Annotated in this window: 22 protein-coding genes; 9 read left to right on the top strand and 13 right to left on the bottom strand. The window is 69.3% G+C overall.

What is annotated here, in order from left to right; all coding sequences use genetic code 11:
- Nucleotides 1–5 precede the first annotated feature (5 nt).
- Nucleotides 6–869 carry a ThuA domain-containing protein gene (locus tag JFB92_RS15015; RefSeq protein ID WP_199040380.1) on the top strand — a complete coding sequence of 288 codons (864 nt, stop codon included), beginning with the start codon at nucleotides 6–8 and terminating at the stop codon, nucleotides 867–869.
- Here the strand turns inward: JFB92_RS15015 and JFB92_RS15010 are convergent.
- A complete protein-coding gene (locus JFB92_RS15010) occupies nucleotides 866–1,465 on the bottom strand; it encodes a pyridoxamine 5'-phosphate oxidase family protein (protein WP_199040377.1) in 600 nt (199 codons plus the stop codon). The two genes, JFB92_RS15015 and JFB92_RS15010, sit on opposite strands and share 4 nt — an antisense overlap.
- Before the next feature lie 48 nt (nucleotides 1,466–1,513).
- Between JFB92_RS15010 and JFB92_RS15005 the strand changes: the two genes are divergently transcribed.
- Together JFB92_RS15005 and JFB92_RS15000 are read left to right on the top strand one after the other, a co-directional pair.
- Nucleotides 1,514–2,836: an aminotransferase class I/II-fold pyridoxal phosphate-dependent enzyme gene (locus tag JFB92_RS15005; protein ID WP_199040374.1), complete on the top strand. Its 1,323-nt coding sequence runs from the start codon at nucleotides 1,514–1,516 to the stop codon at nucleotides 2,834–2,836.
- 23 nt (nucleotides 2,837–2,859) lie between these two features.
- Nucleotides 2,860–4,116, top strand: coding sequence for an MFS transporter (locus tag JFB92_RS15000; protein ID WP_199040370.1), 1,257 nt, complete (start codon nucleotides 2,860–2,862; stop codon nucleotides 4,114–4,116).
- Here JFB92_RS15000 and JFB92_RS14995 read toward each other — a convergent pair whose 3' ends face one another.
- Nucleotides 4,117–4,899 (bottom strand): SDR family NAD(P)-dependent oxidoreductase, encoded by a 783-nt coding sequence (locus tag JFB92_RS14995; protein WP_199040367.1) that lies wholly within the window; start codon nucleotides 4,897–4,899, stop codon nucleotides 4,117–4,119. It lies immediately after the preceding gene.
- Nucleotides 4,900–5,042: 143 nt separating this feature from the next.
- On the opposite strand from JFB92_RS14995, the gene JFB92_RS14990 reads away from it, so the two are divergent.
- Nucleotides 5,043–5,318, top strand: a complete 276-nt coding sequence (locus tag JFB92_RS14990) for a FitA-like ribbon-helix-helix domain-containing protein (protein ID WP_372451650.1) — start codon at nucleotides 5,043–5,045, stop codon at nucleotides 5,316–5,318.
- Nucleotides 5,315–5,734: a type II toxin-antitoxin system VapC family toxin gene (locus JFB92_RS14985; RefSeq protein ID WP_199040361.1), complete on the top strand. Its 420-nt coding sequence runs from the start codon at nucleotides 5,315–5,317 to the stop codon at nucleotides 5,732–5,734. Before JFB92_RS14990 ends, JFB92_RS14985 begins: the two co-directional genes overlap by 4 nt.
- Nucleotides 5,735–5,846: 112 nt before the next feature.
- Here JFB92_RS14985 and JFB92_RS14980 read toward each other — a convergent pair whose 3' ends face one another.
- Genes JFB92_RS14980 through JFB92_RS14965 form a run of 4 tightly spaced genes read right to left on the bottom strand, consistent with a single transcriptional unit; the run spans nucleotide 5,847 to nucleotide 10,907 of the window.
- Complete coding sequence (locus JFB92_RS14980) at nucleotides 5,847–7,607, bottom strand: IucA/IucC family protein (protein ID WP_199040357.1); 1,761 nt, start codon at nucleotides 7,605–7,607, stop codon at nucleotides 5,847–5,849.
- Nucleotides 7,604–8,182 (bottom strand): GNAT family N-acetyltransferase, encoded by a 579-nt coding sequence (locus JFB92_RS14975; RefSeq protein ID WP_199040354.1) that lies wholly within the window; start codon nucleotides 8,180–8,182, stop codon nucleotides 7,604–7,606. Before JFB92_RS14975 ends, JFB92_RS14980 begins: the two co-directional genes overlap by 4 nt.
- The gene (locus tag JFB92_RS14970) at nucleotides 8,182–9,459 is read right to left on the bottom strand and encodes a lysine N(6)-hydroxylase/L-ornithine N(5)-oxygenase family protein (protein WP_199040352.1); all 1,278 of its coding nucleotides are present in this window, start codon (nucleotides 9,457–9,459) and stop codon (nucleotides 8,182–8,184) included. The genes JFB92_RS14975 and JFB92_RS14970 overlap by 1 nt, the downstream gene beginning before the upstream one ends.
- A complete protein-coding gene (locus JFB92_RS14965; protein ID WP_199040349.1) occupies nucleotides 9,456–10,907 on the bottom strand; it encodes a pyridoxal phosphate-dependent decarboxylase family protein in 1,452 nt (483 codons plus the stop codon). The genes JFB92_RS14970 and JFB92_RS14965 overlap by 4 nt, the downstream gene beginning before the upstream one ends.
- 245 nt (nucleotides 10,908–11,152) lie before the next feature.
- Here JFB92_RS14965 and JFB92_RS14960 point away from each other — a divergent pair, with 245 nt between their 5' ends.
- The gene (locus JFB92_RS14960) at nucleotides 11,153–12,052 is read left to right on the top strand and encodes a sulfotransferase domain-containing protein (RefSeq protein WP_199040346.1); all 900 of its coding nucleotides are present in this window, start codon (nucleotides 11,153–11,155) and stop codon (nucleotides 12,050–12,052) included.
- Nucleotides 12,053–12,065: 13 nt separating this feature from the next.
- Here the strand turns inward: JFB92_RS14960 and JFB92_RS26645 are convergent, their stop codons facing one another.
- The 7 genes from JFB92_RS26645 to JFB92_RS14925 form a co-directional block, all read right to left on the bottom strand.
- Nucleotides 12,066–12,734, bottom strand: a complete 669-nt coding sequence (locus tag JFB92_RS26645) for a response regulator (protein ID WP_199040343.1) — start codon at nucleotides 12,732–12,734, stop codon at nucleotides 12,066–12,068.
- The gene (locus JFB92_RS14950) at nucleotides 12,731–14,323 is read right to left on the bottom strand and encodes a sensor histidine kinase (RefSeq protein ID WP_199040339.1); all 1,593 of its coding nucleotides are present in this window, start codon (nucleotides 14,321–14,323) and stop codon (nucleotides 12,731–12,733) included. Before JFB92_RS14950 ends, JFB92_RS26645 begins: the two co-directional genes overlap by 4 nt.
- A gap of 12 nt (nucleotides 14,324–14,335) precedes the next feature.
- The gene (locus JFB92_RS14945) at nucleotides 14,336–15,916 is read right to left on the bottom strand and encodes an SLC13 family permease (RefSeq protein WP_199040336.1); all 1,581 of its coding nucleotides are present in this window, start codon (nucleotides 15,914–15,916) and stop codon (nucleotides 14,336–14,338) included.
- A gap of 122 nt (nucleotides 15,917–16,038) precedes the next feature.
- Entirely contained in the window at nucleotides 16,039–17,724 is a 1,686-nt protein-coding gene (locus tag JFB92_RS14940) for a DUF885 domain-containing protein (protein ID WP_199040333.1), read from the bottom strand.
- A gap of 76 nt (nucleotides 17,725–17,800) precedes the next feature.
- Entirely contained in the window at nucleotides 17,801–18,604 is an 804-nt protein-coding gene (locus JFB92_RS14935; protein WP_199040330.1) for an alpha/beta fold hydrolase, read from the bottom strand.
- Nucleotides 18,605–18,718: 114 nt separating this feature from the next.
- Entirely contained in the window at nucleotides 18,719–19,009 is a 291-nt protein-coding gene (locus tag JFB92_RS14930) for a hypothetical protein (RefSeq protein WP_199040327.1), read from the bottom strand.
- Nucleotides 18,996–19,340: a hypothetical protein gene (locus JFB92_RS14925; RefSeq protein WP_199040324.1), complete on the bottom strand. Its 345-nt coding sequence runs from the start codon at nucleotides 19,338–19,340 to the stop codon at nucleotides 18,996–18,998. The genes JFB92_RS14930 and JFB92_RS14925 overlap by 14 nt, the downstream gene beginning before the upstream one ends.
- 437 nt (nucleotides 19,341–19,777) lie before the next feature.
- Between JFB92_RS14925 and JFB92_RS14920 the strand changes: the two genes are divergently transcribed.
- The 3 genes from JFB92_RS14920 to JFB92_RS14910 all read left to right on the top strand — a co-directional run.
- The gene (locus tag JFB92_RS14920) at nucleotides 19,778–20,581 is read left to right on the top strand and encodes a Scr1 family TA system antitoxin-like transcriptional regulator (RefSeq protein WP_199040320.1); all 804 of its coding nucleotides are present in this window, start codon (nucleotides 19,778–19,780) and stop codon (nucleotides 20,579–20,581) included.
- Nucleotides 20,484–21,110, top strand: a complete 627-nt coding sequence (locus JFB92_RS14915) for a DUF397 domain-containing protein (RefSeq protein ID WP_199040316.1) — start codon at nucleotides 20,484–20,486, stop codon at nucleotides 21,108–21,110. The genes JFB92_RS14920 and JFB92_RS14915 overlap by 98 nt, the downstream gene beginning before the upstream one ends.
- Nucleotides 21,111–21,256: 146 nt before the next feature.
- On the top strand, nucleotides 21,257–21,606 hold a 350-nt coding region (locus JFB92_RS14910; protein ID WP_199040313.1), incomplete at its 3' end, for a hypothetical protein.

Raw genomic sequence — 21,606 nt, 5'->3', positions numbered from 1 at the left:
GGCCCGTGAGAATCGTGCTGCGACTGACCCTCGTCGCCGTGCTGGCCTGCGTGTCGGCCCTCGCCCCCGCGGCCGCCGCGGGGGCCGCCGACCAGCCCCGGGTGCTGGCCGTCACCGCCGGCAACGTCGATGCCGAGACCGCACAGTACGCCCTGGAGCGCCTGCACATGGAGGCGAGGCGCTGGCAGTTCGAGCTGGTCGAGGGCGAGCCGTCCGACCTGGCCGACCTCGGCGGCTTCGATGTGGTGATGCTCCTGAACACCTCGGGGGACATCCTCGACGCCGCCGAGCGGGAGTCGGTCGAGTCCTTCGTCGAGGGCGGCGGGGGACTGGTCGCCACCAACACCGCCGCGGTCACCGAACCGGACTGGACCTGGTGGCAGGAGGCGCTCGGCGCCACGGCGCTGGAGCCGCCGGTCACCCCCGCCCACGACGAGGAGGTCTCCTTCAACGCGGGCAATCCGATCACCGAGGGCCTCGACGAGGACCTCGAGCTCAAGGAGAGCTGGTACTTCTTCGACCCCGAACCGTCCGAGCCGGAGTCGACGGTCCTGGCCCGGATGGAGTCGGGCGACCCGGTCGCCTGGTCCAGCGAGGAGCACCGCCTGTTCTACTCGGCCGCCGGAGGCTGGTTCGACACCTGGGGTGAGCGCGACTTCCTGCAGCTGGTGCGCCAGGGCATCTGGTGGGCCGCGGGGGAGACCGGGCCGATGGAGCAGTTCACCGGCGACGCGGCCCCGCCGTGGCCGTACACCTTCACGTTCATCCTGTTCGTGCTCGCCGTCGCCGGGGGCGGGTCGATCGCCGTGTGGCGCCTGGACCGCGCCGAACCGGACGCCGAGGAGGCGGCCGCCGCAGGGGCGGTCTAGAGCCGCCCGGTGATGACCGTGGATACCTCGGCGACCCCGTTGCGGTAGGGCAGTTCCTGGTCTTCCGGTTCCTCGCTGGGCCCGCCCGAGCGCTGCTTGACCGAGACCTCGTTCAGCGGCAGCGCCAGGATCGCGACCGAGGCGTCTTCTTTGGCGCTCGGTTCGCGGGAGCGCTCGGCGCGGCCGTGGCCCATGCGCTCGACCAGGGTGCGCATGGCGATCCAGCGCTCGTGCGCGTCGCGCACGGGCAGCGCCAGGCCGTAGGCGACGACGCTGCGGAAGTTCATGGAGTGGTGCGCCCACGACTTGGCGTAGACCAGGCCGTCGACGAGGGTGGCCGTCACGCACACCCGCAGCCCGGATTCCCTGGACGCCGTGCCGAGGGCCGAGCCGGTCGAGCCGTGGAGGTACAGCGTGTCGCCGAGCCGGGCGTGGAAGACCGGCAGCGCTTTCGGGTCCCCGTCCGGGTCTGTGAACGCGACGTCGCAGTGCAGGGCCTCGTCGAGGACCTGGTAGACGCGGGCCTTCTCGTAGGAGACGCGGTCCTTGGCGCGCGTCGGGGCGGTGCGCTCGGTCGGCGTGAACAAGGTCGACATCGAGGGGGACTCCCATTCTGAATTATGTACTGATACAATATTTGAGTTATGTCGGTACATTATCAGATCACGGGTGCCAGCGCGAACGAGATTTCCGCGAGCATCGAGGTCGGCGTGCGCGACGGCCACCTCGAACCCGGCCGCACCCTCCCCTCGGTGCGCAAACTCGCCGCCGAACTCGGCGTCGCCCCCGGCACCGTCGGCGCCGCCTACCGCCGCCTGCGCGAGCGGGGCGTGGTCGAGACCGGTGGCCGGGCCGGCACCACCGTCCGCGAACGCAGCGCCTTCACCCCCTCCGGCTCCCTGGTCATCCCCGAAGGCATCGTCGACCTGGCCAGCGGCGAACCCGACCCCGATCTCCTGCCCGACCTGGTCTCACTCAAACCCCGGGTGGTGATCGGACACGGCAACTACCGCGACGGCGGTCCCTGTCCGGTCCTGCTCGACCTGGCACGCGACCGCTTCGCCGACGACGGCGTGGGCGGCGACCTCACCGTCACCTCCGGCGCGCTCGACGCCATCGAACGCGGCCTGGCCGCCCGCCTCGAACCCGGCGACACCGTCGCGGTCGAGGACCCCACCTGGTCCAACGGCCGCGACCTGCTCCTGTCGGCCGGCTACCACGTCAAACCGGTCCCCGTCGACGCCGAAGGCCCCGACCCGGCCGAACTCGACCGCGCCCTGACCGCCGGGGCCCGCGCCTTCATCCTCACCAGCCGCGGGCAGAACCCCACCGGAGGGGCCGTCTCCGAGGCGCGCGCCGCCGCCCTCCGCGAAGTCCTGTCCGCGTACCGCGGCGTGTTCGTCATCGAGGACGACCACTGGGGCGAGCTGTCCCAGGCCCCGCTCCACCTTGTCGCCGACGCCGCCGAGCGGTGGCTGTTCGTCCGCTCGGCCTCCAAACCGTACGGACCCGACCTGCGCTGCGCCCTGGTCGCCGCCGACCCCGACACCAAGGCCCGCGTCCAGGGCCGCATGACCCTCGGCCACGGCTGGGTCTCGGGCATCCTCCAGCACTTCGTGATCGCCGCCTGGGAGGACGAGGACGCGAAACGCGCGGTCGAGCGCGCCGGATCCGTCTACGCCCGCCGCCAGACCGCGCTCCGGGAGGCCCTGGCCGACCGCGGCCTGTCCGCGTTCGGCCGCACCGGACTCAACCTGTGGGTTCCGGTCCCCGACGAGACCGCCGCCGTGGTCTCCCTGCGCGACGCCGGCTACGCCGTCGCCCCCGGCCGCTCCTACTCCCTCCGCGGCGAGCAGGCCATCCGCATCTCCACCGGCCGGCTCGACGAAGCGCAGGCCGACCGGGTCGCCGAGGCCGTCGCGGCCTCGGCCGACCCCGCCTTCGGGCCGGCGTCCCCGCCGGTCTGACAACTCCAGAAGGGAAACCCCCCGTGGACACCACCACCCGACTCGACACCGCCGCCATCCAGCGCCGCGTACTGCGCACCCTGTTCGGCTCCCAAGTCCTCGGCGGCCTGGCCGTCGGCATCGGCGTGGCCGTCGGCGCGCTCCTCATCGAGGACCTCACCGGATCGAGCACCTACGCCGGGCTCGGCCAGAGCCTGTTCGTCGGCGGCTCGGCGCTGGTCGTCATCCCGGCCGTCCGCGTCACCGAACGCTACGGGCGCCGCGGCGGCCTGGCCTTCGGCTACATCGGGGCCGTCCTCGGCGCCTCGCTGGTGGTCCTGGCGATCCACCTCGCGAACGCCCCGCTCGTCCTGGCCGGCTACTTCCTGCTCGGCAGCGCCTCCTACGCCGGACTCCAGACCCGCTACGCCGCCGCAGACCTCTCCCCGCCCGAGAAGCGCGGCTCCCACCTGTCGCTGATCCTGTGGGCGACCACCCTCGGATCGGTCACCGGGCCCATGCTCGCGGCCGTGGCCAACAACCAGTGGCGGGCGTGGTTCGGCGGCCCCGAATACGTCGGAGCGATGGCCGCCATGGGCGGGTTGAGTCTGCTCACCGCGGTCCTCCTGCTCGCGACGCTGCGGCCCGACCCGCTGCTGACCGCCCGCGAGCTCTCGGGCGAGACCGAGGCCCCGAAGCGGTCGGTCGCCGACGGCCTGCGCATGGCCCGCTCCAACGCGGACGTGCGCACCGGCGTCATCGCCGCCGCCCTCGGGCACTTCGTGATGGTCGGCGTCATGGCCATGACCGCCATCCACATCCGCCACGGCATGGACGACCTCGACCAGGCCCTGACGGTCGTCGGCGTCGTCCTCGGCCTCCACATCGGCGGCATGTACGCCCTCTCCCCGGTCTTCGGGCGCCTGGCCGACCGCTTCGGGCCCCGCCCGATCCTGGTCGCCGGGGTCGCGATGCTGGTGGCCGCGTGCGCGATCGCCGGGTCGGCCGCGGTGACGAACCACACCCAGATCTCCGTCGGGCTCGTCCTGCTGGGCCTGGGCTGGTCGGCCATGACCGTCTCGGCGGCCACCCTCGTCACCGGCGCGGTCACCCCCGCCGAGCGGCCCTCCACCCAGGGCTTCTCCGACATGGTCATGGGCCTGGCCGCCATGGGCGCCGGCGTCGCCTCCGGCCCGATCGTGGAGTACCTGGGCTACGGGATGCTCAACGTCTTCTGCGCGGTCACCGCGCTGGCGGTCATGCCGTTCCTGCTCGCGCGTCGGGCCCTGCCCGCCACCTAGTCAGTACCCGTAGGGAGTCGGGGCGTTCTGGCCGGCGTCGACCGGGACGGTCGCGCCGTTGATCGCCCTGGACGCCTCCGAGAGCAGGAACGCGATCACCGGCGCCACGTCCTCGGGAGTCGGCAGCTCCCCGCCGGGGAACTCGCGGGTGAACTCCGCGAACCGCTGCGGGTCGTCGGCGCGCAGCCGGTCCCAGGACCGGTCCGGCACCAGCATCGAACCGGGCGCGACGGCGTTGACCCGCACTCCGAGCACGCCGAGCTCCTGGGCCAGGATCGCGGCGGCGTGGTTGAGGGCGGCCTTGGTCGCCCCGTAGGTCAGACCGGGGGCGGGCTTGGACCCCGAGATCGAGGAGACCAGCACCGCCGAACCCCTGGTGCGCTTGAGCTGCGGCGTGGCCGCCCGCAGGGCCGTCATCGCGCCGACCACGTTGACGCTGAGCGTGTAATCCCAGTCGATGGGGGAGGTGTCCTTCAGGTGCGTGCCGCGCGCGCCGCCCACATTGGCCACCAGCCCGGCCAGCGGGCCCAGCCGCCGCCCGGACTCGCCGATGAACTCGACCAGGGTCGGCTCGTCGGTCACGTCCAGGGCCCGCACGTGCACCGGCACGTCGTACTCCTTGCGCAACCGCTCGGCGGCCTCGTTGAGCGGGGCGGCGTTCCGTGAACACAGGGCCAGGGGCGCCCCGACCGAGGCGAGCAGCGAGGCGGTGGCCAACCCCAGCCCGTGGCTGGCACCGGTGACGAGAACGGGCTTGTCGGAGAAGTCGAAATCGAAGTTCACTCCTATATGATGGCCTGCCCTGTCACATCGGTCGCTCCAGCGGCTGCGGAGCGGGCACGGTCGACAGGAGGTGAATGTGTCGCTTCGGCGTGTTCATGTCCGGTTTTCGCTGTTAGCATCGATACCGTGAGGGGGTGAGCACGATGACCGACGCAGCACCTGAGGAGCATGTGGTGTCCATCCCGGGCGTCCCCGACAAACTCTACGAGCGCCTGCGCAGGCAGGCTTCTCGGCACAACCGTTCGATTGAAGACGAGGCGCGGCTACTTCTCGAACGAGGCACCACAGCGATAGACGAACCCATGGAGGAGAACTTCGCTGACGTGATCCGTCGCCACTTCGCGGACAGCGGTGGCCTTGGGGACCTGATGATTCCCGATCGCAAGGACCCAAGCAAGTTGAAGCCGATCACTGAATGATCGTCCTCGACACCAACGTGATCTCAGAGATAACCAAGCCGGACGCGGATAGTCGTGTGGTGGAGTGGTTCGGAATGCTTTCCATGCGGAAAGCCGCCATTACCGCCGTTACGGTCGGTGAGATCTGGGATGGCCTCGTGCGGATGGATGACGGCAATCGAAAGAGGAATCTGATCGAAGACACTGAGAGTCTGCTTCAGGAGTTCTTCTCTGGAAGGGTGCTGCCGTATGACTACGCAGCGGCGATGCACTTTGCAGTCCTCAGCCACCATCGGCGCACAATCGGCCGAGAGGTCGACAAGCCCGATGCTCAGATTGCCGCTATCTGTGTAGCTCGAGGGTTCGCTCTCGCGACTCGAAACACCAGGGACTTCGAGTTCACGGGAGTTAAGCTGATCAATCCGTGGGGTGACTAGCAGCCCGGATTGCCTAGAAGAATGAAGGCCGCTCGGCCGATCCAGGAGGACCGGCTGAGCGGCCTTTCTCATGTCGTCCGCATTGGACGTAAGATCGCGCGCCTCTTGCCGGTCAACGCCACTCGGCCAAGGGGTTGTCCAGCTTCCCGGCGTAGATCAGGCTCTCCTCCTGGTTCTCCAGGTTCACCATCTGCTGGTTGTTCTTGAGCTGCAACCGGTTCAGGCACGAGAGCGTGAACGAGTCCGCGAACAGCGGGAACCTGTCGAACTCGGCCCCGAGTTCGGGATGGGCGGCCTGGTAGTCCTTGACCGCCGCCGCCGCGATTCGCCAGAACTCCGACTCGTCCAAGACCCCGTCGGTGTGCAGCAGCGCGGACAGGAACCGCAGGAAGCAGTCGACCACATCGGTCAGGATCGACAGCGTTCGCACGTCATCGGGGACCTCGGCCCGGATGCGGCCGATCTCCTCGGGCACCGGCGTGGACTCGTCGAGCACCGCGCACTCCTCCCCGATGTCCTTGAGGAAGACCCGCTCCACCGCGCCGTCCTTGAGCGCCAGGATCACGTTCTCGCCGTGCGGCATGAACACCAGTCCATACCGGTAGAAGCAGTGCGCCAGCGGCACCAGGTAGGCGTCCAGGTACCGGCGCAGCCACTCGGCCGCGTCCAGCCCGGACCGCTCGATCAGCGCCGACGCGAACGACCTGCCCTCGGCGTCGACGTGCAGCAGCGAGGCCATGGTCGCGGCCCGCTCGCCCTCGGCGAGGAACGGCACCGGGCTCTCGCGCCACAGGCCCGCCAGCATCTTGCGGTACGGCGAGCCCTTCGGCGCGCTCGCGGTGTAGACCGGGTGCCGGTAGCCGACCGCGGCCCGCTCGCGCAGCACGGTCACTCCGGCGCCCTTGAGCGTCTCGTCGCCGTGCACCAGGTCGGCCACGAACTCGCAGATGGCCGGGGTGACCTCCATGTACTCGGCCGACAGGCCCCGCATGAAGCCCATGTTCAGCACCGACAGCGCGGTCTTGACGTAGTCGGCGCCCGGCCGGGTCCGGTTGAAGAACGTCCGGATCGACTGCTGCGCCTGGTACTCGTCGTGGCCCTCGCCGAGCAGGATCAGCCGCCCGGCGGCGATCTCGGCCGCGAACGTCACCGAGATCTTGTTGTGCCACTGCCACGGGTGCACCGGGATCAGGAACACGTCGTCGAACGACAGGCCCCGGTCGGTCAGCATCGACGCGAAGTACTCGCGCGAATCGGCGTCGAGCTGCGTCTCCAGCAGCCACGCGAAGTCCAGTCCCGGGGCGGCGGCGAACACCGCGTGCTCCCGCGGCGCGGCCACCCACAGCAGCCGTGTCCCCGCGCCCGCCTCCGGCGCGTACGCCAGGTAGTCCTCCGAGGTGAAGCCCAGCCGGCCCGACCCGGCCACGAAGCACGGATGCCCGCCGGTCATGGCCGCCTCGATCTGTTGGAAGCCCGCCTCCACCAGCTCGTCCGAGGTCGGCTGGTCGCCGTGCGCCTGGAACGCGCCCCGGTTGACGGTGCTGGCGACCTCCTCCAGGTAGACCGGCAGGACCTCCTCGCTCAACCCCAGCTCGCCCTGGAACGACACGAAGAACTCGGCCGCGTCCAACTCCAGCGGCGACCCGTCCGGCGTCTCGCGCCGGATCGAGTCCGGATCGACCGCCCAGTGGTCGAGCCGCAGCCTCGCCGCGGTGAACCGGTAGCGGTCGCCAGAGCCGGTCAGCGAATAGGCCGCGCCCTCGCGCACCGGCACCAGCAGCCGCTCGTGCGCGAACTCGCCGATCGCCTTCGCCAGCAGCGTCCTGGTCGCCCGCTCCCAAGTCCGCTGGTCCAGGTGTTCTATCGCGTTCACAGGTCGGCCCCCTTCGCCGCGGACGCCTCGAAATCGGCCCGAGTGCAGAAACTCAGCAGCGCCCGCTTGTCCTTCAGTTCCACGGTCCGCTCGGCGCGGAAACCGACGTACTCGTTCAACCGGTGGATCGGCCCGTTCTCCGCATCCGGCTCCACCACCGCCCGCTTCGCTTCGAACCCGTTGAACAGCAGGTCCATCACCGCGGTCATGACCCCCCGCGTGAAGCCGGGGATCGGCCGCTCGGCCGGGGCGGTCAGCACGTGCATGCCCACGTCGCCCGGCTCGGGCGAGTACACCTCGGCCAGCTCGGACCGGGCCGGGTCGTACACCTCCACCAGGAACCTGGCCCGATAGCGGTGCAGGCCCAGGTAGGCGAAGTGGTGATCGCTGGCGGCGATGGCCTCGTGCTCGGCCCACACGTCGGCGACGCCCGCATCCTGCATCATCCAGTACTTCGCCTTCGGATCGGTGACCCATTCGTGCAGCAGCGGGGAGTCCGTGGCCGGATCGACCGGGCGCAGACCGAAATCGCCGAGTGTCTGATGCAGATAGTAGTGGGATTCGGGTGCGCACATCAACGTCCGTCCTCCGGGGCGGCGAACTCCTGGAAGGCGATGCCGCGCTCGATCGGGTACACCTCGCGGCCGGTCATCGCCCGGATGATCCACGAGTTGCGGTAGGCGGCCATGCCCAGGTCCGGCGTGACGAACCCGTGCGTCGACAGCTCGGCGTTCTGCACGAACACCTCACCGGCCCCGGCGGCGTCCACACTGTAGTCGCGGGCCGCCTCCAGGCGCCCGCACGCGTCGAACCGCAGCCGGTCGCGGACCGGCTCCAGGAACTCCGGCACCGTATGGCTGTAGCCGGTCGCCAGCACCAGGCCCTCGGTGCGCAGCTCGAAGTCCCGGTCCTGCTCGTGCTGCCTGAGGCCGAGCACGATCCGGTCACCGTCGACGGCCTTCTCGACCGTGCAGTTGGTCAGCAGCCGCGTCGGCACCTCGCCGAGCTCGAACCTCTTGCGGTACAGCAGGTCGTAGATCTCGTTGATGTCCTCGGAGTTGATGCCCTTGTAGAGCGATTTGTGCGAGGCGTTCAACTCGTCGCGCTTGGCCGCAGGCAGCGAGTGGAAGTAGTCCACATAGTCCGGACTGGTCATCTCCAGCGTCAACTTGGTGTACTCCAGCGGGAAGAACCGCGGCGACCTGGTCACCCAGTCGAGCCGGTAGCCGGTCTCGATGTCGGCCAGCAGGTCCCGGTAGATCTCGGCCGCGCTCTGCCCCGAGCCGACCACGGTGACGCTGTCGCACTCGCGCAGCCGCTCGCGATGCCGCATGTACGACGAGGAGTGGCAGACGATCCCGCCCTCCAGGCCCCGGCACGCCGGCGGCACCCACGGCGGGGTCCCGGTCCCGATCACCAGGCGCCGGGCGCGGTCGACCCGCTCGCCGCCGGGGCCGGTGCTGCGGACCTCGTAGACCCCGCCCGAGTACTCCACGGCCACGACCTCGCGCTCGAAGCGCAGATTGTCCAGCTTCGAGGCCGCCCACCGCAGGTAGTCCTGGAACTCGGCGCGCAACTGGAAGAACGACTCGCGGATGTAGAACGGGTAGATCCGTCCGTGCTCCTTGAGGTAGTTCAGGAACGAGTACGGGCTGGTCGGATCGGCCAGGGTCACCAGGTCGGCCATGAACGGCACCTGCATGGTCGTGCCCTCCACGAGCATCCCCGGATGCCAGTCCACGTTCGCCTTGCGCTCCAGGAAGATACCGTCCAGGTCCTCGATCGGGTCGGTCAGGCACGCGAGACCGAGATTGAACGGCCCCAGGCCGATGCCGATGAAGTCGCGGATCATCGGTCCTCCTTGATGCGGGTCGCGTGGCGGTCGAGCGCGTCGAGCACGGGCCCGATGTCGGACAGGCGCGTCTCCGGGTTGAGCAGCGTCAACTTGAGCGCGGTGCGGCCCTCGACGCGCGTGGCCGCGACCATGCCCTCCCCGGCGGCGGCCACCGCCTCCCGCGCCAGCCGCTGCACCTCATCGTCGCCCCCGGCCAGCCGGAACAGCACCGTCGACAGCTCCGAGGCCGGAGCGGCGGTCTCGAACCGCGGATCGGCCTCCAGGTGCTCCCACACCTGGCCGGCCAGGTCGCAGGCCGCGTCGAACATGCCGCCGACCGCGTCGGGACCCAGCGCCCGCAGCGTCATCCACAGCTTCAGCGCGTCCAGGCGGCGCGTGGTCTGGAGGCTCTTGTCGACCTGATTGGGGAACATGCCCTCGGCCGGATTCAGGTAGTCGGCGTGGTGGGTGACGTGCCGCAGGCTCGAGCGGTCCCGCACCAGCACCGCCGACGAGCTCACCGGCTGGAAGAACGACTTGTGGTAGTCCACGGTCACCGAGTCGGCGCGCTCGATCCCGGCCAGCAGGCCCCGCCGGGTCGGCGAGACCAGCAGGCCGCAGCCGTAAGCCGCGTCGACGTGCATCCACACCCGGTGGGCCTCGCACACCTCGGCGATCGGCTCCAGCGGGTCGATCGAACCGAAGTCGGTGGTCCCGGCCGTGGCCACGACCCCGGCCGGGACCAGCCCGTCGGCCCGGCAGTTCTCGATGGCCCCGTCAAGCGCGGCCGGGTTCATCCGGTACCGGTCGTCGGCGGCGACGGTGATCACCGCGTCCTCGCCGAGCCCGAGCAGCCGGGCGGCCTTGACGACGCTGAAGTGGCTGTGCGCGGAGGCGAACAGGCGCAGCCGCGGCAGCGCCTCGACCGAGCGCAGCGGCTCGGCGCTGTTCTTGACGACGTTCTCGACCGCCTCGTCCCGCGCCAGCAGCAGCGCCTGCAGGTTCGACTGCGTCCCACCGGAGGTGAACACCCCGTCGGCGTCGGGACCGAGCCCGACCCGCCCGGCCGTCCAGTCGATCAGGCGCTGCTCGATGAAAGTGCCCCCGGCGCTCTGGTCCCAAGTGTCCACCGAGGTGTTGACCGAGGCGAGGATCGTCTCGGCGGCCACGGCCGGGAGCACGACCGGGCAGTTCAGATGCGCCAGGTATCGCGGGTGGTGGAACCAGACGGCGTCGCGCAGATAGAGCTCGCCGAGCTCGTCGAGGGCGGCCTCGAAGTCCGGCAGCGGCCGGTCGAGGTCGACCGCGTCGACCACCGGCCGCAGCTCGGCCGGGGTGATACCGGTCCAGGGCCGGTCGACGGAGGCGAGCCGCTCGGCGACGTGTCCGGACACTTGGGACACGAGGCGGCGGTACTGGGAGGCCGAGTCTCGGTTCAGGAGGGTGGGAGCGGCGCTCTTCGGCACGGAGGTTACGTCCTTTCATGGCCGGTTCGGTCGCATTCACCGGTGGGGTGCGCAGGTTAGCCTAACCTAATTGCCGCCTCGGCGGAAGGGCCGAACGCGTACCGTGACGTTCTCCACTGATCCGTGCGGAACGCCGAAGATCATTTCCTTGCGTGATCATCACGTCACCCGTAGCGTAGGCGGCAGCGGTCGGACCGCGCCAACCGGAAACTCCCCATTACCCTTCTCACGCAAGGAGAAACAGCGTGACAAAGCCACCCCCCGTCCGATACAAGAACCTGCTCCAGGACAACGCCCGCTGGGAAGAGGTCGAACTCCGCGAAGGCGACATCGTCATCACCACCCCCGCCAAATGCGGCACCACCTGGACCCAGATCATCTGCGGCCTGCTCGTCTTCGGCACCACCGAACTCCCCAGACCCCTCGACGAGCTCTCCTACTGGGTCGACGCCTACTGGCACACCATCGACCACATCACCGCCGCTCTCGAAGCCCAGGACCACCGCCGCTTCATGAAGAGCCACACCCCGCTCGACGGACTCCCCATCGACGAACGGGTCACCTACATCTCGGTCGGCCGAGACTCCCGCGACGCCGGCATCTCAATGGACTTCCACATGGCCAACATGAACTGGGACCGCGTCATGGAGATCCGCGCCGCCACCATGCCGCCCGACGAAGCCGAGATCACTGGCCCCGAGCCCGCCCCGACCCTCCACGAGCGCTTCTGGAACTGGGCCGAATCCGACGACCTCCTCATCAGCCTCGAAGGCATGCTCCGGCACGTGGGCGGCTTCTGGGAGCGGCGGAACGAACCCAACGTCCTCCTGCTCCACTACGCCGACATGAAAGCCGACCTCGAAGGCCAGATGCGCCGCATCGCCGCCGCACTCGACATCGAGATCGACGGCCACCTCTGGCCCGGACTGGTCGAGGCCGCCACCTTCGACCAGGTGCGCGCCAAGTCCGAGACCCTAGCCCCGGAGAACACCATCTGGAAGGACAAGACCGAGTTCTTCCGCAAAGGCTCCAGCGGCGAATGGAAGGACCTGCTCGACGAGAACGACCTGGAGCGCTACCGAGCCCGAGTCAACGAACTGACCACCCCGGAGATATCCGAATGGCTCCACCGCGGGCCGATCTAGACCCCTCGAAGCCCTAATCCACCAACCGGTAACCGTGCTCGGGGCGCCCGGCTCCTCCGTAACGCGGTTGCCGCTCGACCATCCCGCGGTCGGCCAGCAGCTCCAAGTAGCGGCGCGCGGTCACCCGCGCGATCCCCACACCCTCGGCGACCTCGCTGGCCGACCGCGGCTCACCGGCCTCCCGCAACGCCTCCACCACCGCCGAGAGCGTGTCCCCGCTGAGCCCCTTGGGAAGCGGCCCGCCGGAGCTGGTCCGCAGCGCCGAGAACGCCAGGTCCACCTCGTGCTGGGCCGTGTCCGAACCGGTCAGGCGCCCTCGGTAGGCCGCATAGGCCCCCAGCTTCTCCCGGAACGCCGCGAACGTGAACGGCTTGATCAGGTACAGCACCACCCCGTGCGCCACCGCCGCCCGCACCGTCGCCGCGTCCCGCGCCGAGGTGACCGCGATGATGTCCACCTCCACGCCGTTGGCCCGCAGTCCCCGGCACACCTCCAGCCCCGACATATCGGGCAGGTAGAAATCCAGCAGCACCAGATCGGCGCCCGTCCGATGCAGGAACTCCAGCGCTTCCCGCCCCGAATGGACCGACCCGGCCGCGACGAAGCCCGGCACCCGCTCCACATACTGCGCATGAGCGGCGGCCAGATGCGGCTCGTCCTCGACCACGAGCGTCTCGATCACGACCCGTCCCTCCCCTCCGGCCTCGGCAGACGGACCGTGAAGGCCGTGCCCGGCTCGGTCTCGACTGCGACCGAGCCACCGTAGCGGTCGATGACCTGCCGCACCAGCGCCAGCCCCAGGCCGCGCCCGTGCGTCCGGTCGTCGGTCTTGGTCGACCAGCCGCGCTCGAAGATCTCCTCGGGCCGGTCGGTGGCCAGGCCCGGCCCCGAGTCGCCCACGCGCAGCGTCAGCGCCCGCTCGTCCTGGTGGATCGAGACGGTCACCGCCCGGGGTGGAGATCCGGCCGTGGCCGCGTCCATGGCGTTGTCGACCAGGTTGCCCGCCAGGGTGATCAGGTCCCTCGGTTCGATGCCGCCGCCGTCGGCCGAACTGCCCTCGACGGCGAACTCGATGCCCTTCTCACCGGCCTGGTACGCCTTGCCGAGCAGCAGCGCGGCCAGCGCGGGCTCGCTGACGCGCGAGACGATCCCGTCCACCAGCTGCTGCGTGGTCGCCAGTTCGGTCGTGGCGAACTCGACGGCGCGATCGGAGTGGCCGAGCTCGATCATGGTGACCATGGAGTGGAGCCGGTTGGACGACTCGTGGGCCTGCGCGCGCAGGGCCTCGGCGAAGCCGCGCACCGAGTCCAGCTCGCCGGTGAGCGCCTGGAGTTCGGTGTGGTCGCGGAAGGTCGCGAGCGTGCCGAGGGCGCGGCCGTCCTTCACCGCCGGGCGCTGGTTGGCCACGAGCACGAGGTCGCCGTGGACGTGCAGCTCGTCGTCGGCTCGCCTGCCGGAGGCCAGCAGCTCGGCCACGGTCCCGGTCAGGCCCAGCTCCTCGACGGGCCGGTCCGCGTAGTCCTCGGGCAGGCCGAGCAGCCGCAGCGCCTCGTCGTTGGCGACGACGATCCGGCCGCCGTCGACCACGACCAGTCCCGAGCGCACCGAATGCAGCGTCGCGTCGTGGAGCTGGTACATGCGGGTGATCTCGGCCGGTCCGAGCCCGAGGGTCTGGCGGCGCAGCCGCCGCCCGATCGCCCACGTCCCGGCCATCGATACCAGCAGCACCAGCAGCGCCAGTCCCAGCAGCTGCGGCAGGCGGCGGCGCAGCTCGCCGCCGATGTTCTCCTGGAGGATGCCCACCGACACCAGCGCCGCGACCTCGCCGCGCGAATCCTCGATGGGGGCCACGGCCCGCACCGACGGCCCGAGCGTGCCGGTGTAGGTCTCGGTGTGGACCCGGCCTTCGAGGGCCGGGGCGATGGTGCCGATGTAGTCCCGGCCGATCTGCTCGGGGTCGGGGTGGGTGTACCGGGTCCGGTCGGTGTCCATGAAGACCACGAAGTCGACGCCGGCGGCCCCGTCCACGGCGGCGGCGATGTCTCGCAGCCGCGGCCCCGGGTCTTCGGTCTCGACGGCCTCGGTCACGTCCGGCAGCGCCGCCAGGGACACGGCCAGGTCCCGCACCTCGGCGGTGGCGGTGGCCTCGGCGCCACGCCTCGCCTCCAGATAGACGAAGGTGGCGCCGACGACCAGGAGGACCGCGACCACGGCCGCCTGGAGCGCGAGGATCTGGCTCGCGACGCTCGGTCGGGCCGGCTTGAACTTCACGGTCCCATTCTGCTAGAAGGCGATGCCCAGCACCGGGCCTCCGAGCAGGTACACCGCCGCGGTGATGAGCACGACCCCGACCAGGTTGAGCCAGAACCCGGCGCGGACCATTTGGCCCATCGCGACCTGGCCGGAGCCGAACACGATCGCGTTCGGCGGGGTGCCGACCGGGAGCATGAACGAGCAGGTGGCGGCGAAGGCCGCCGGGACCAGCAGCAGCAGCGGGTCGACCCCGATGCCGACGGCGACCCCGCCCAGGACCGGCAGGAAGGTGGCGGCGGTGGCGGTGTTGCTGGTCAGCTCGGTCAGCAGCAGGACGATCACGCAGATCGCGGCGACCAGCAGGATCGTCGGCAGCGTCCCGAGGCCGCCGACCTGGGCGCCGATGTACTCGCTGAGCCCGGTGCGCTGGACTGCGGCCGCGATCGCCAATCCGCCGCCGAACAGCAGCAGCACGCCCCACGGGATGCCGCTCTGGACGGTCTTCCAGTCCAGGGCGAACTCGGCCCTCCGCGCCTTCACCGGGATGAGGAACAGCGCGATCCCGGCGGCGATGGCGATGTTGGGGTCGCCCAGGTACTGGACGAACGGCAGCGCCGACGCGATCTCCTCCGAGCCCTTGATCATGTCCTGGAAGACCCACAGCAGCGCGGTGCAGACGAACACGGCCAGGACGATCCATTCGCCCCGGGACATGCGGCCCAGGCTCTTGAGGTGGTCGGTGATGACCGACCGGCCGCCGGCGATCTCGGTGAGCTTCACCGGGAAGATGACGCGGGTCAGCAGCAGCCAGGCGATGACCAGGAAGACCGCCGAGAGCGGGACGCCGATCTTCATCCAGTCGGCGAAGTTGATGCTCATGCCGTACTCCTGCTCGACGAAGCCGGCCAGGATCAGGTTGGGCGGGCTGCCGATGAGGGTGGACAGTCCTCCGATGGTGGCCGAGAAGGCGATCGCGAGCATGAGGGTGACGCCGAAGCGCTTGACGGCCGGGTCGGCCTCACCCTGTCCGTCCTCGTTCTCGGCGTCGGTCGGCTTGGCGGCCATGGCCAGGACGCTGATGCCGATCGGCAGCATCATCATGGTCGTGGCGGTGTTGGAGACCCACATGGACAGGAACGCCGTGGCGATCATGACGCCCAGGACGATCCGGCGGGGGTGGGTGCCGATCAGGCGCATGGTCAGCAGGGCGATGCGCAGATGCAGGTTCCACTTCTGCATCGCCAGCGCGATCATGAACCCGCCCATGAACAGGAAGACCGTGGGGGAGGCGTACGGGGAGGTCGCTTCAGCCAGCGGCATGATGCCCAGCAGCGGCAGGGCGACGATCGGGACGAGCGCGGTCGCCGCCAGCGGCAGCGCCTCGGTCATCCACCACACCGCCACCAGGATCACCACGGCGGCGGTGGCACGCCCGGACTGGCTGAGCATGGGGTCGGCGGGGATGAGGAAGTAGGCGGCGAGCGCCAGGAGCGGGCCGAGGGCGCGGCCGACCCAGATGCGGGTGGTGGGCAAGTGCTTCTCGCCTGCACCGGGGCGGGGACCGGCGGATTCGCTGATCCGCTCCTCGGTCCGCGGAGAGGTGAGGGACATGGATCTTTCTCCTTCGAAACATCACGTTCAATCGGCCGCAACGCGGCCGCTCCGAAAGAGTGGCAGCCCTCACACGGGTTGTCGCCGTTTAGTTCGTATTGGTCTCGACGAATATCAGAAGGTCACGCGGACCGCCCGGCCTCGGCGATCCAGTCCTCCACGACGCCGGTCATGGTCTCCAGCGGAATGGAGCCGCTGGAGAGGATCCGGTCGTGGAAGTGCCGCAGGTCGAACGCGGCACCAAGTTCGCGCCGGGCCCGCTCGCGCAGCTCGCCGATGTGGCGGCGCCCGATCATGTAGGCCAGGGCCTGACCCGGCCAGGCGATGTACCGGTCGACCTCGTTGGCGATGTTCACTTCGGACAGCGCCGTGTTCCCCCTCATGAACGCGATGGCCTTGTCGCGGGACCACCCGAAGGCGTGCATCCCGGTGTCGACGACCAGGCGGCACGCCCGCCAGGCGTCGAACGAGACCATCCCCAGCCGCGCCAGATCGGAGCTGTAGAGCCCGAGCTCGTCGCACAGCCGCTCGGTGTAGAGCCCCCAGCCCTCGCCGAACGCGGTCACGTACGAGAACCGCCGGAACATCGGCAGCCCGTCGAGGGTCTGGCCGAGCGCGAACTGGAGGTGGTGGCCCGGCACGCTCTCGTGGAACGCCAGCGCCTCGTACTCGAACCGGGTCCGCGTCTCGGGCGCGTACGTGTTGACCCAGTGGATCCCCGGCCTGGACCCGTCCAGCGCGGGCACCGTGTAGTAGGCGAGCGTGGAGCCCTTGGCCGCGGCCTCGGGCACCTCGCGGACCTCGCAGGGCGCGATGTCGTAGTCGAGGAAGGCCCGCGGCAGCGCGGCCTCGGCCTTCCCGAGCGCGGCGGTCACGTCCGCCAGGATCTCCTCGCCGGTCTCATAGCGGAGCGACGGATCCTCGCGCAGCCGGGAGACGACCTCGCCGGGATCACCGGTCCCCAGGGCCCGAGCCCCGATCTCGGAGAACTCCGCGCGGAGCCGCTCGACCGCCTCCAGACCGATCTGGTGGATCGCCTCAGGGGCCAAGTCGGTCGTGGTGAACTGCCGCGCCGCCGCCAGATACCCCGCCTCTCCTCCCGGGACATGGCACACCCCGACCTCCTCATCGGACCGCGCCGAAGGCAGCAGCTCCGCCTCCAGCGCCGACCGCAGGCGGGCCAGCGCCGGCCGCACCCGCTCCTCGACCAGCCCCGCCGCTTGGGCGCGCCAGGCGTCGGCGTCGACTTCGGCCGGCTCGGGCCGCAGCAGCGAATCCGACGCCACCGGACTGTCCAGGTAGTCGTCGATCTGGGCGACGACCGCGAGCACCCCGTGCCGGGTCTGATGCCGGCCTTCGCCGTCGGCGGCCCGGTACCGCTCCAGGACTGCGTCGAAGTAGTCCCCGAGGGCACCGAGCCGCACCAGGTAGTCCCGGCTCCGCCGCCCGCTGTCCAGGCTCACGTTCGGAACCGCCGACAGCATCCGCGAGACCGGCCCCGCGATCGAAGCGGTGGCCCCGACCTCGTGCAGCGCCGCCTCGATGGCACCGGACTCGTCCCGTACCAAGCGGTCGAGCATCGAATAGGTGATCCGATCCTGCCCGACCAAAGCCTCGGCATCGACGCCTTCCAACGCCTCCCGAGTCTCCGCCAGGTGCGCCGACCGCACCCGGGTGCCCTCCTTGCTCGGATCGGGCAGCCGGTCGTCGTGCCCCGGAATCCCATAGAACGAGGCCGACAGCGGACTGTCGGCCAAATACAGATCGAAGTAGCGCTGAGCGATCGAAGCGAGCGACGGATCGGCCATAGGAGTCCTCCCAGAATCTCGCCTGAAACCCTATTTCCCGACCGGCCGACAGGCAAGCCCGATCTCCTGCCGGACACTAGCGGTGCTTCTCGCCGGTCCCGGCGACCTCGCGGGCCGCGTCGGCGACGGCGCGGAAGTCCTTGCTGAGGATCGCGCCGTGGTTGCTCGGGACCTTCGCGGCGACCTCGATGTTCGCGTTGCGGGCCGTCACGCCCTCGAGACTGGTGCGGATCCGCTCCTGCTCCTCGCCCTTACTGCCGAACGACGTGCCCGAGGCGACCACGTACCGCGTGGGAACCTCGACGGCGTCCAGAACCGGACCCAACGTGTCGGCACGGGAGAGCCAACCGAGCTCGATGTTGCTCTCGGCCTGCTCCTCGGCATTGAGGCGCGGGGTCAGGCCGGTCGGGCGCAGCAGCGCCATGACCGGGCGCATCCGCTTGAACAGCTTGCGGATCCGCTGATCCATCGCCTCGTCCATCCAGTCGTACGGGAAGCAGCCGTCGACCAGGACCGCGCCGATGGCGCGATCGGGATTCCGGTGGACCCAGTGGGCGGCGACGACCGCCCCGTAGGACCAGCCGACGACCACGGCCCGTTCCACGCCGCGTGCGGCCAGGACGGCGTCCACGTCGCGGACGGCGGCCTCGAAGGAATAGTCCGAGGAGGTCTTGGACTTCCGTCCGCGGCCGCGCTCGTCGAAGGTGATGTGGCGCCACTCGGGTCCGAGTTCGTCGATGGTTTTGCGCCAGTAGCCCTGAGTGGCGAACTGGCCGTTGAGGTAGATGATCGGCGTGCCGTCGCCTCCGGTGTCGGTGCAGGCCAGGGCGGTGTCCTCGGTCGGAATCAGGCCGGTCCAGGGTGCGGTGCCAGTGGTCATGATGCGTGTCCTTCGTCGTCGTGTCGCGGGGGCGTTCCCCCTGATGACGACAACTCTCACCGCCGGACCTGTCGCGGCCCTGTCCCGGCGCTGACACCGTGTCAGGGGCCGGCGTCAGCCGCTGAAGGGCCGGGGCCGCCGGTTGAAGTAGATGTGGAAGGTCCAACCCAGGAACGCGGCCTTCCAGGCGGTAGAGCGCTCGGACCAGGACCCGCACCAAGCGGCGTCCACACGGGGTGTGCCGACTTCGGTCAGCACCACCACGAAGTACGCGGCCGGAGGCGCGCCTACGGCGTGGACGCGGACGGTCCCCGGATCGGAGCTGGCCGAGCGGACGCTGAACAGGTCGCGGTCATCGGTGAAGGTGCCGTGCTCCCATGCGACTGGGTGGCTAGGCGAGTCCATAGTGCTCCTCCAAGCGAAGCGAGTAGGAGAATCCGGCAGCGCGCCAGAGCCACAGGACTTCCCGCATGACGGCAGGGTCGTCGACTGAGGACCAGGCTCGGTCGCGTTGGAGGCTGGGTTTCAGGTAGTCGGAGAAGAACCCGGCGACGAAACCGACCGAGAGCCGGTCGCGGTAGATCCAGGCGATGCGCGGCGGATCACCCGGATAGAAGCGGCGCACCTCCAGCCGGAACAGGACGGTTCCGGCCGTGTCCTCGTATTCGATCTCGCCGAAGGTCTCGCGCCGGACGGCATCGAACATCGGATTCGGGGAGCCGTGCCCGGCGGTCATCGCGGCGGGCCCAACGGGATCGGTGAGGCAGATGCCGACCGGTCCCGGTCGGCGCTCCCGGCCGTGGTGTCGGTCGGAATCGCGTGGTCTGGCGGTTTTCGGGCAGCGTCGTCTACGCTCGGTGTACCCATGAGAAGTCATTCCCTTCTCGTGCGGTCCAGACGGCCCACCGGGATCACATCTCCGCCAAGAGTCACGCGATCCCGGAGGGCCGTCACCTTCACTGCCGGAAGCGGATCGGTATGGGACCCGCCGCTCCGGCCGACCGGGCCACCAGGTCAGTCGCGATAGTGGCCTCGGTGTATTCGAAGGTAAGCGACCAGGTTGCGGCGGAGCAAGACCAAACACGCGAACGCGCCGGTTCCAGTATTCGGGGGTAATACTGGAACCAAGTCCCCATAGTGACTCGGTGTTTCGTGGCATGTGACACTGTGTACATGGCGGATCGAACGTTTCTTCGCATCCAGTTGGGGCGGCGCCTGGTCGAAGTGCGGAAGCGGGCGGGCAAGACCGCGCTCGACGCGATCGAGGCCGGGATCGTGCGCAGCAAGGCCCAGATGTCCAGGCTTGAGAACGGCTACCGGGTGCAGTTGACCTTGGCCAACATAGCCGCGCTGTGTGATCTGTACGGTCTCGCCGGCCAGGACAAGTACTACCTCCAGCAGATGTACCTCAAGGCCGAGAACGACGAGGAGTGGTGGGAGCCGTACTCCGAGGTCATGTTCCGGGACATCTCGCTGCTGTTCAGCCTGGAGCGGTATGCGAGCCGCATCTACATCTTCGACAACCTGGTCAACGGCCTATTCCAGACTGAGGGCTACGCGAACATGATGCACAAGCTGGAGAGCCCAGACCGGGCTCGCAAGAAGGTAGCGCTTCGGATGGAGCGCCAGGCCGACTTCTGGTCACTTGCTGAGATGCCGCAGGTCCAGCTCATGATGCCGGAGACCGGCCTGCTTGGAGGCTGCGACGAGGAGCAGATAAATCTGCTGGTAGAGCGAGATCAACTACCGGGAATCTCGATCAAGTTCCTCCCGGCTTCGGACGGGCCGCAGCCCTACTTGCTAGGACCGTTCACCGTAATAGAATTCGAGGGGGACGACCCGGACGTGGTGTACTCGGAGAACATCTCTGGCGCTCGATATGAGGACCAGCCAACGGCAGTCGAGGCGTACCTGGCGAGATTCACCTCACATTTCGAAGAGCAAGCACGATCTATTAAGGAGTTCCGACGTGACTGACAACGCATGGCGCAAGGCCAAAGCCAGCGGAGCTGACGGCAACAACTGCGTCGAAGTTCGGATGCAGGACGGGAGCTTTCAGGTGCGTGACAGCAAGCTCGGAGACGCCAGCCCGGTCCTGGCCATGACTCCCGATCAGTTCACGGCCCTGCTGAACGAGGCCGCTCAGCGCTTACCGAATCCCGTCCGCGCCGTGCAGCGCGGACCATTACGACCTCTACTGAGCGCAGCGGTTCCCGAATCCCCACAGGGCCGCTGCGCTTCCGCTTGCCACAGGGATCGTCGTGCGGGGCCGGTCGTTGTTCGTGGCCGGGCGGCGGTGGGCCCGACTTCAGGCGATCAGCGACGAAAAAGTGGAGGGACGGTTGGGGCCCGTAGCGTGCCTCGGGCTGATTGGCCCCGGGCTGCTGCGATTGCGGTGTGCCGGATGTCGAGCGTGAACGGTGCCGAGGGCACATCGACTGCGCCGCAGGGAGAATGGTGGACTTGGCGTGGGCAAAACATGAAACCACTCCAACCTTGCGGGTGATGGCAAAGCCCTTCTTGTCTGGGACTATTGATGTATCGCACAAACGAGCCAGATCGGCAGGATTGATCGAAGGGAGGCGCATCATGACGGCGGATTCGAACCCCACATCCCGCACCGGCCCGAAGGCCCATGATGGCGCCGCAGCCATGCGCTCCCGGATTGAGACCATCGCCGGAGGCCTCCGGGAACTCGAAGCGGCCGCTCTGGCCGAGGCGATCGCCTACACGCGCGCCGGATACCACCGCACCCAGGATGGCTACTCGGGTCTGCGGGACTGGGTGACCTCGTGCTTCGACTTCAACTACGCCCTGGCCGGTCAGGTCGCTCGCATCGCGCGCCTGGGGGCCAAGTTCACGGTCCTGGCCGAGGCGGCCCTGTCCGGCAGGGCCCGGGTGGACGCGGTCGCCTATGCGGTCGCCAAGCTCGATGTGACCGGCCTGCGGGTGTGGGCCCGGGCCCCCTACGCCTCCCCGGTGCCCTCTCCCTACGATGCGAC

This window comes from Glycomyces salinus, from assembly GCF_016428645.1.
Lineage (GTDB): Bacteria > Actinomycetota > Actinomycetes > Mycobacteriales > Micromonosporaceae > Glycomyces > Glycomyces salinus.
This window is presented reverse-complemented; position numbering and strand designations above follow the sequence as displayed.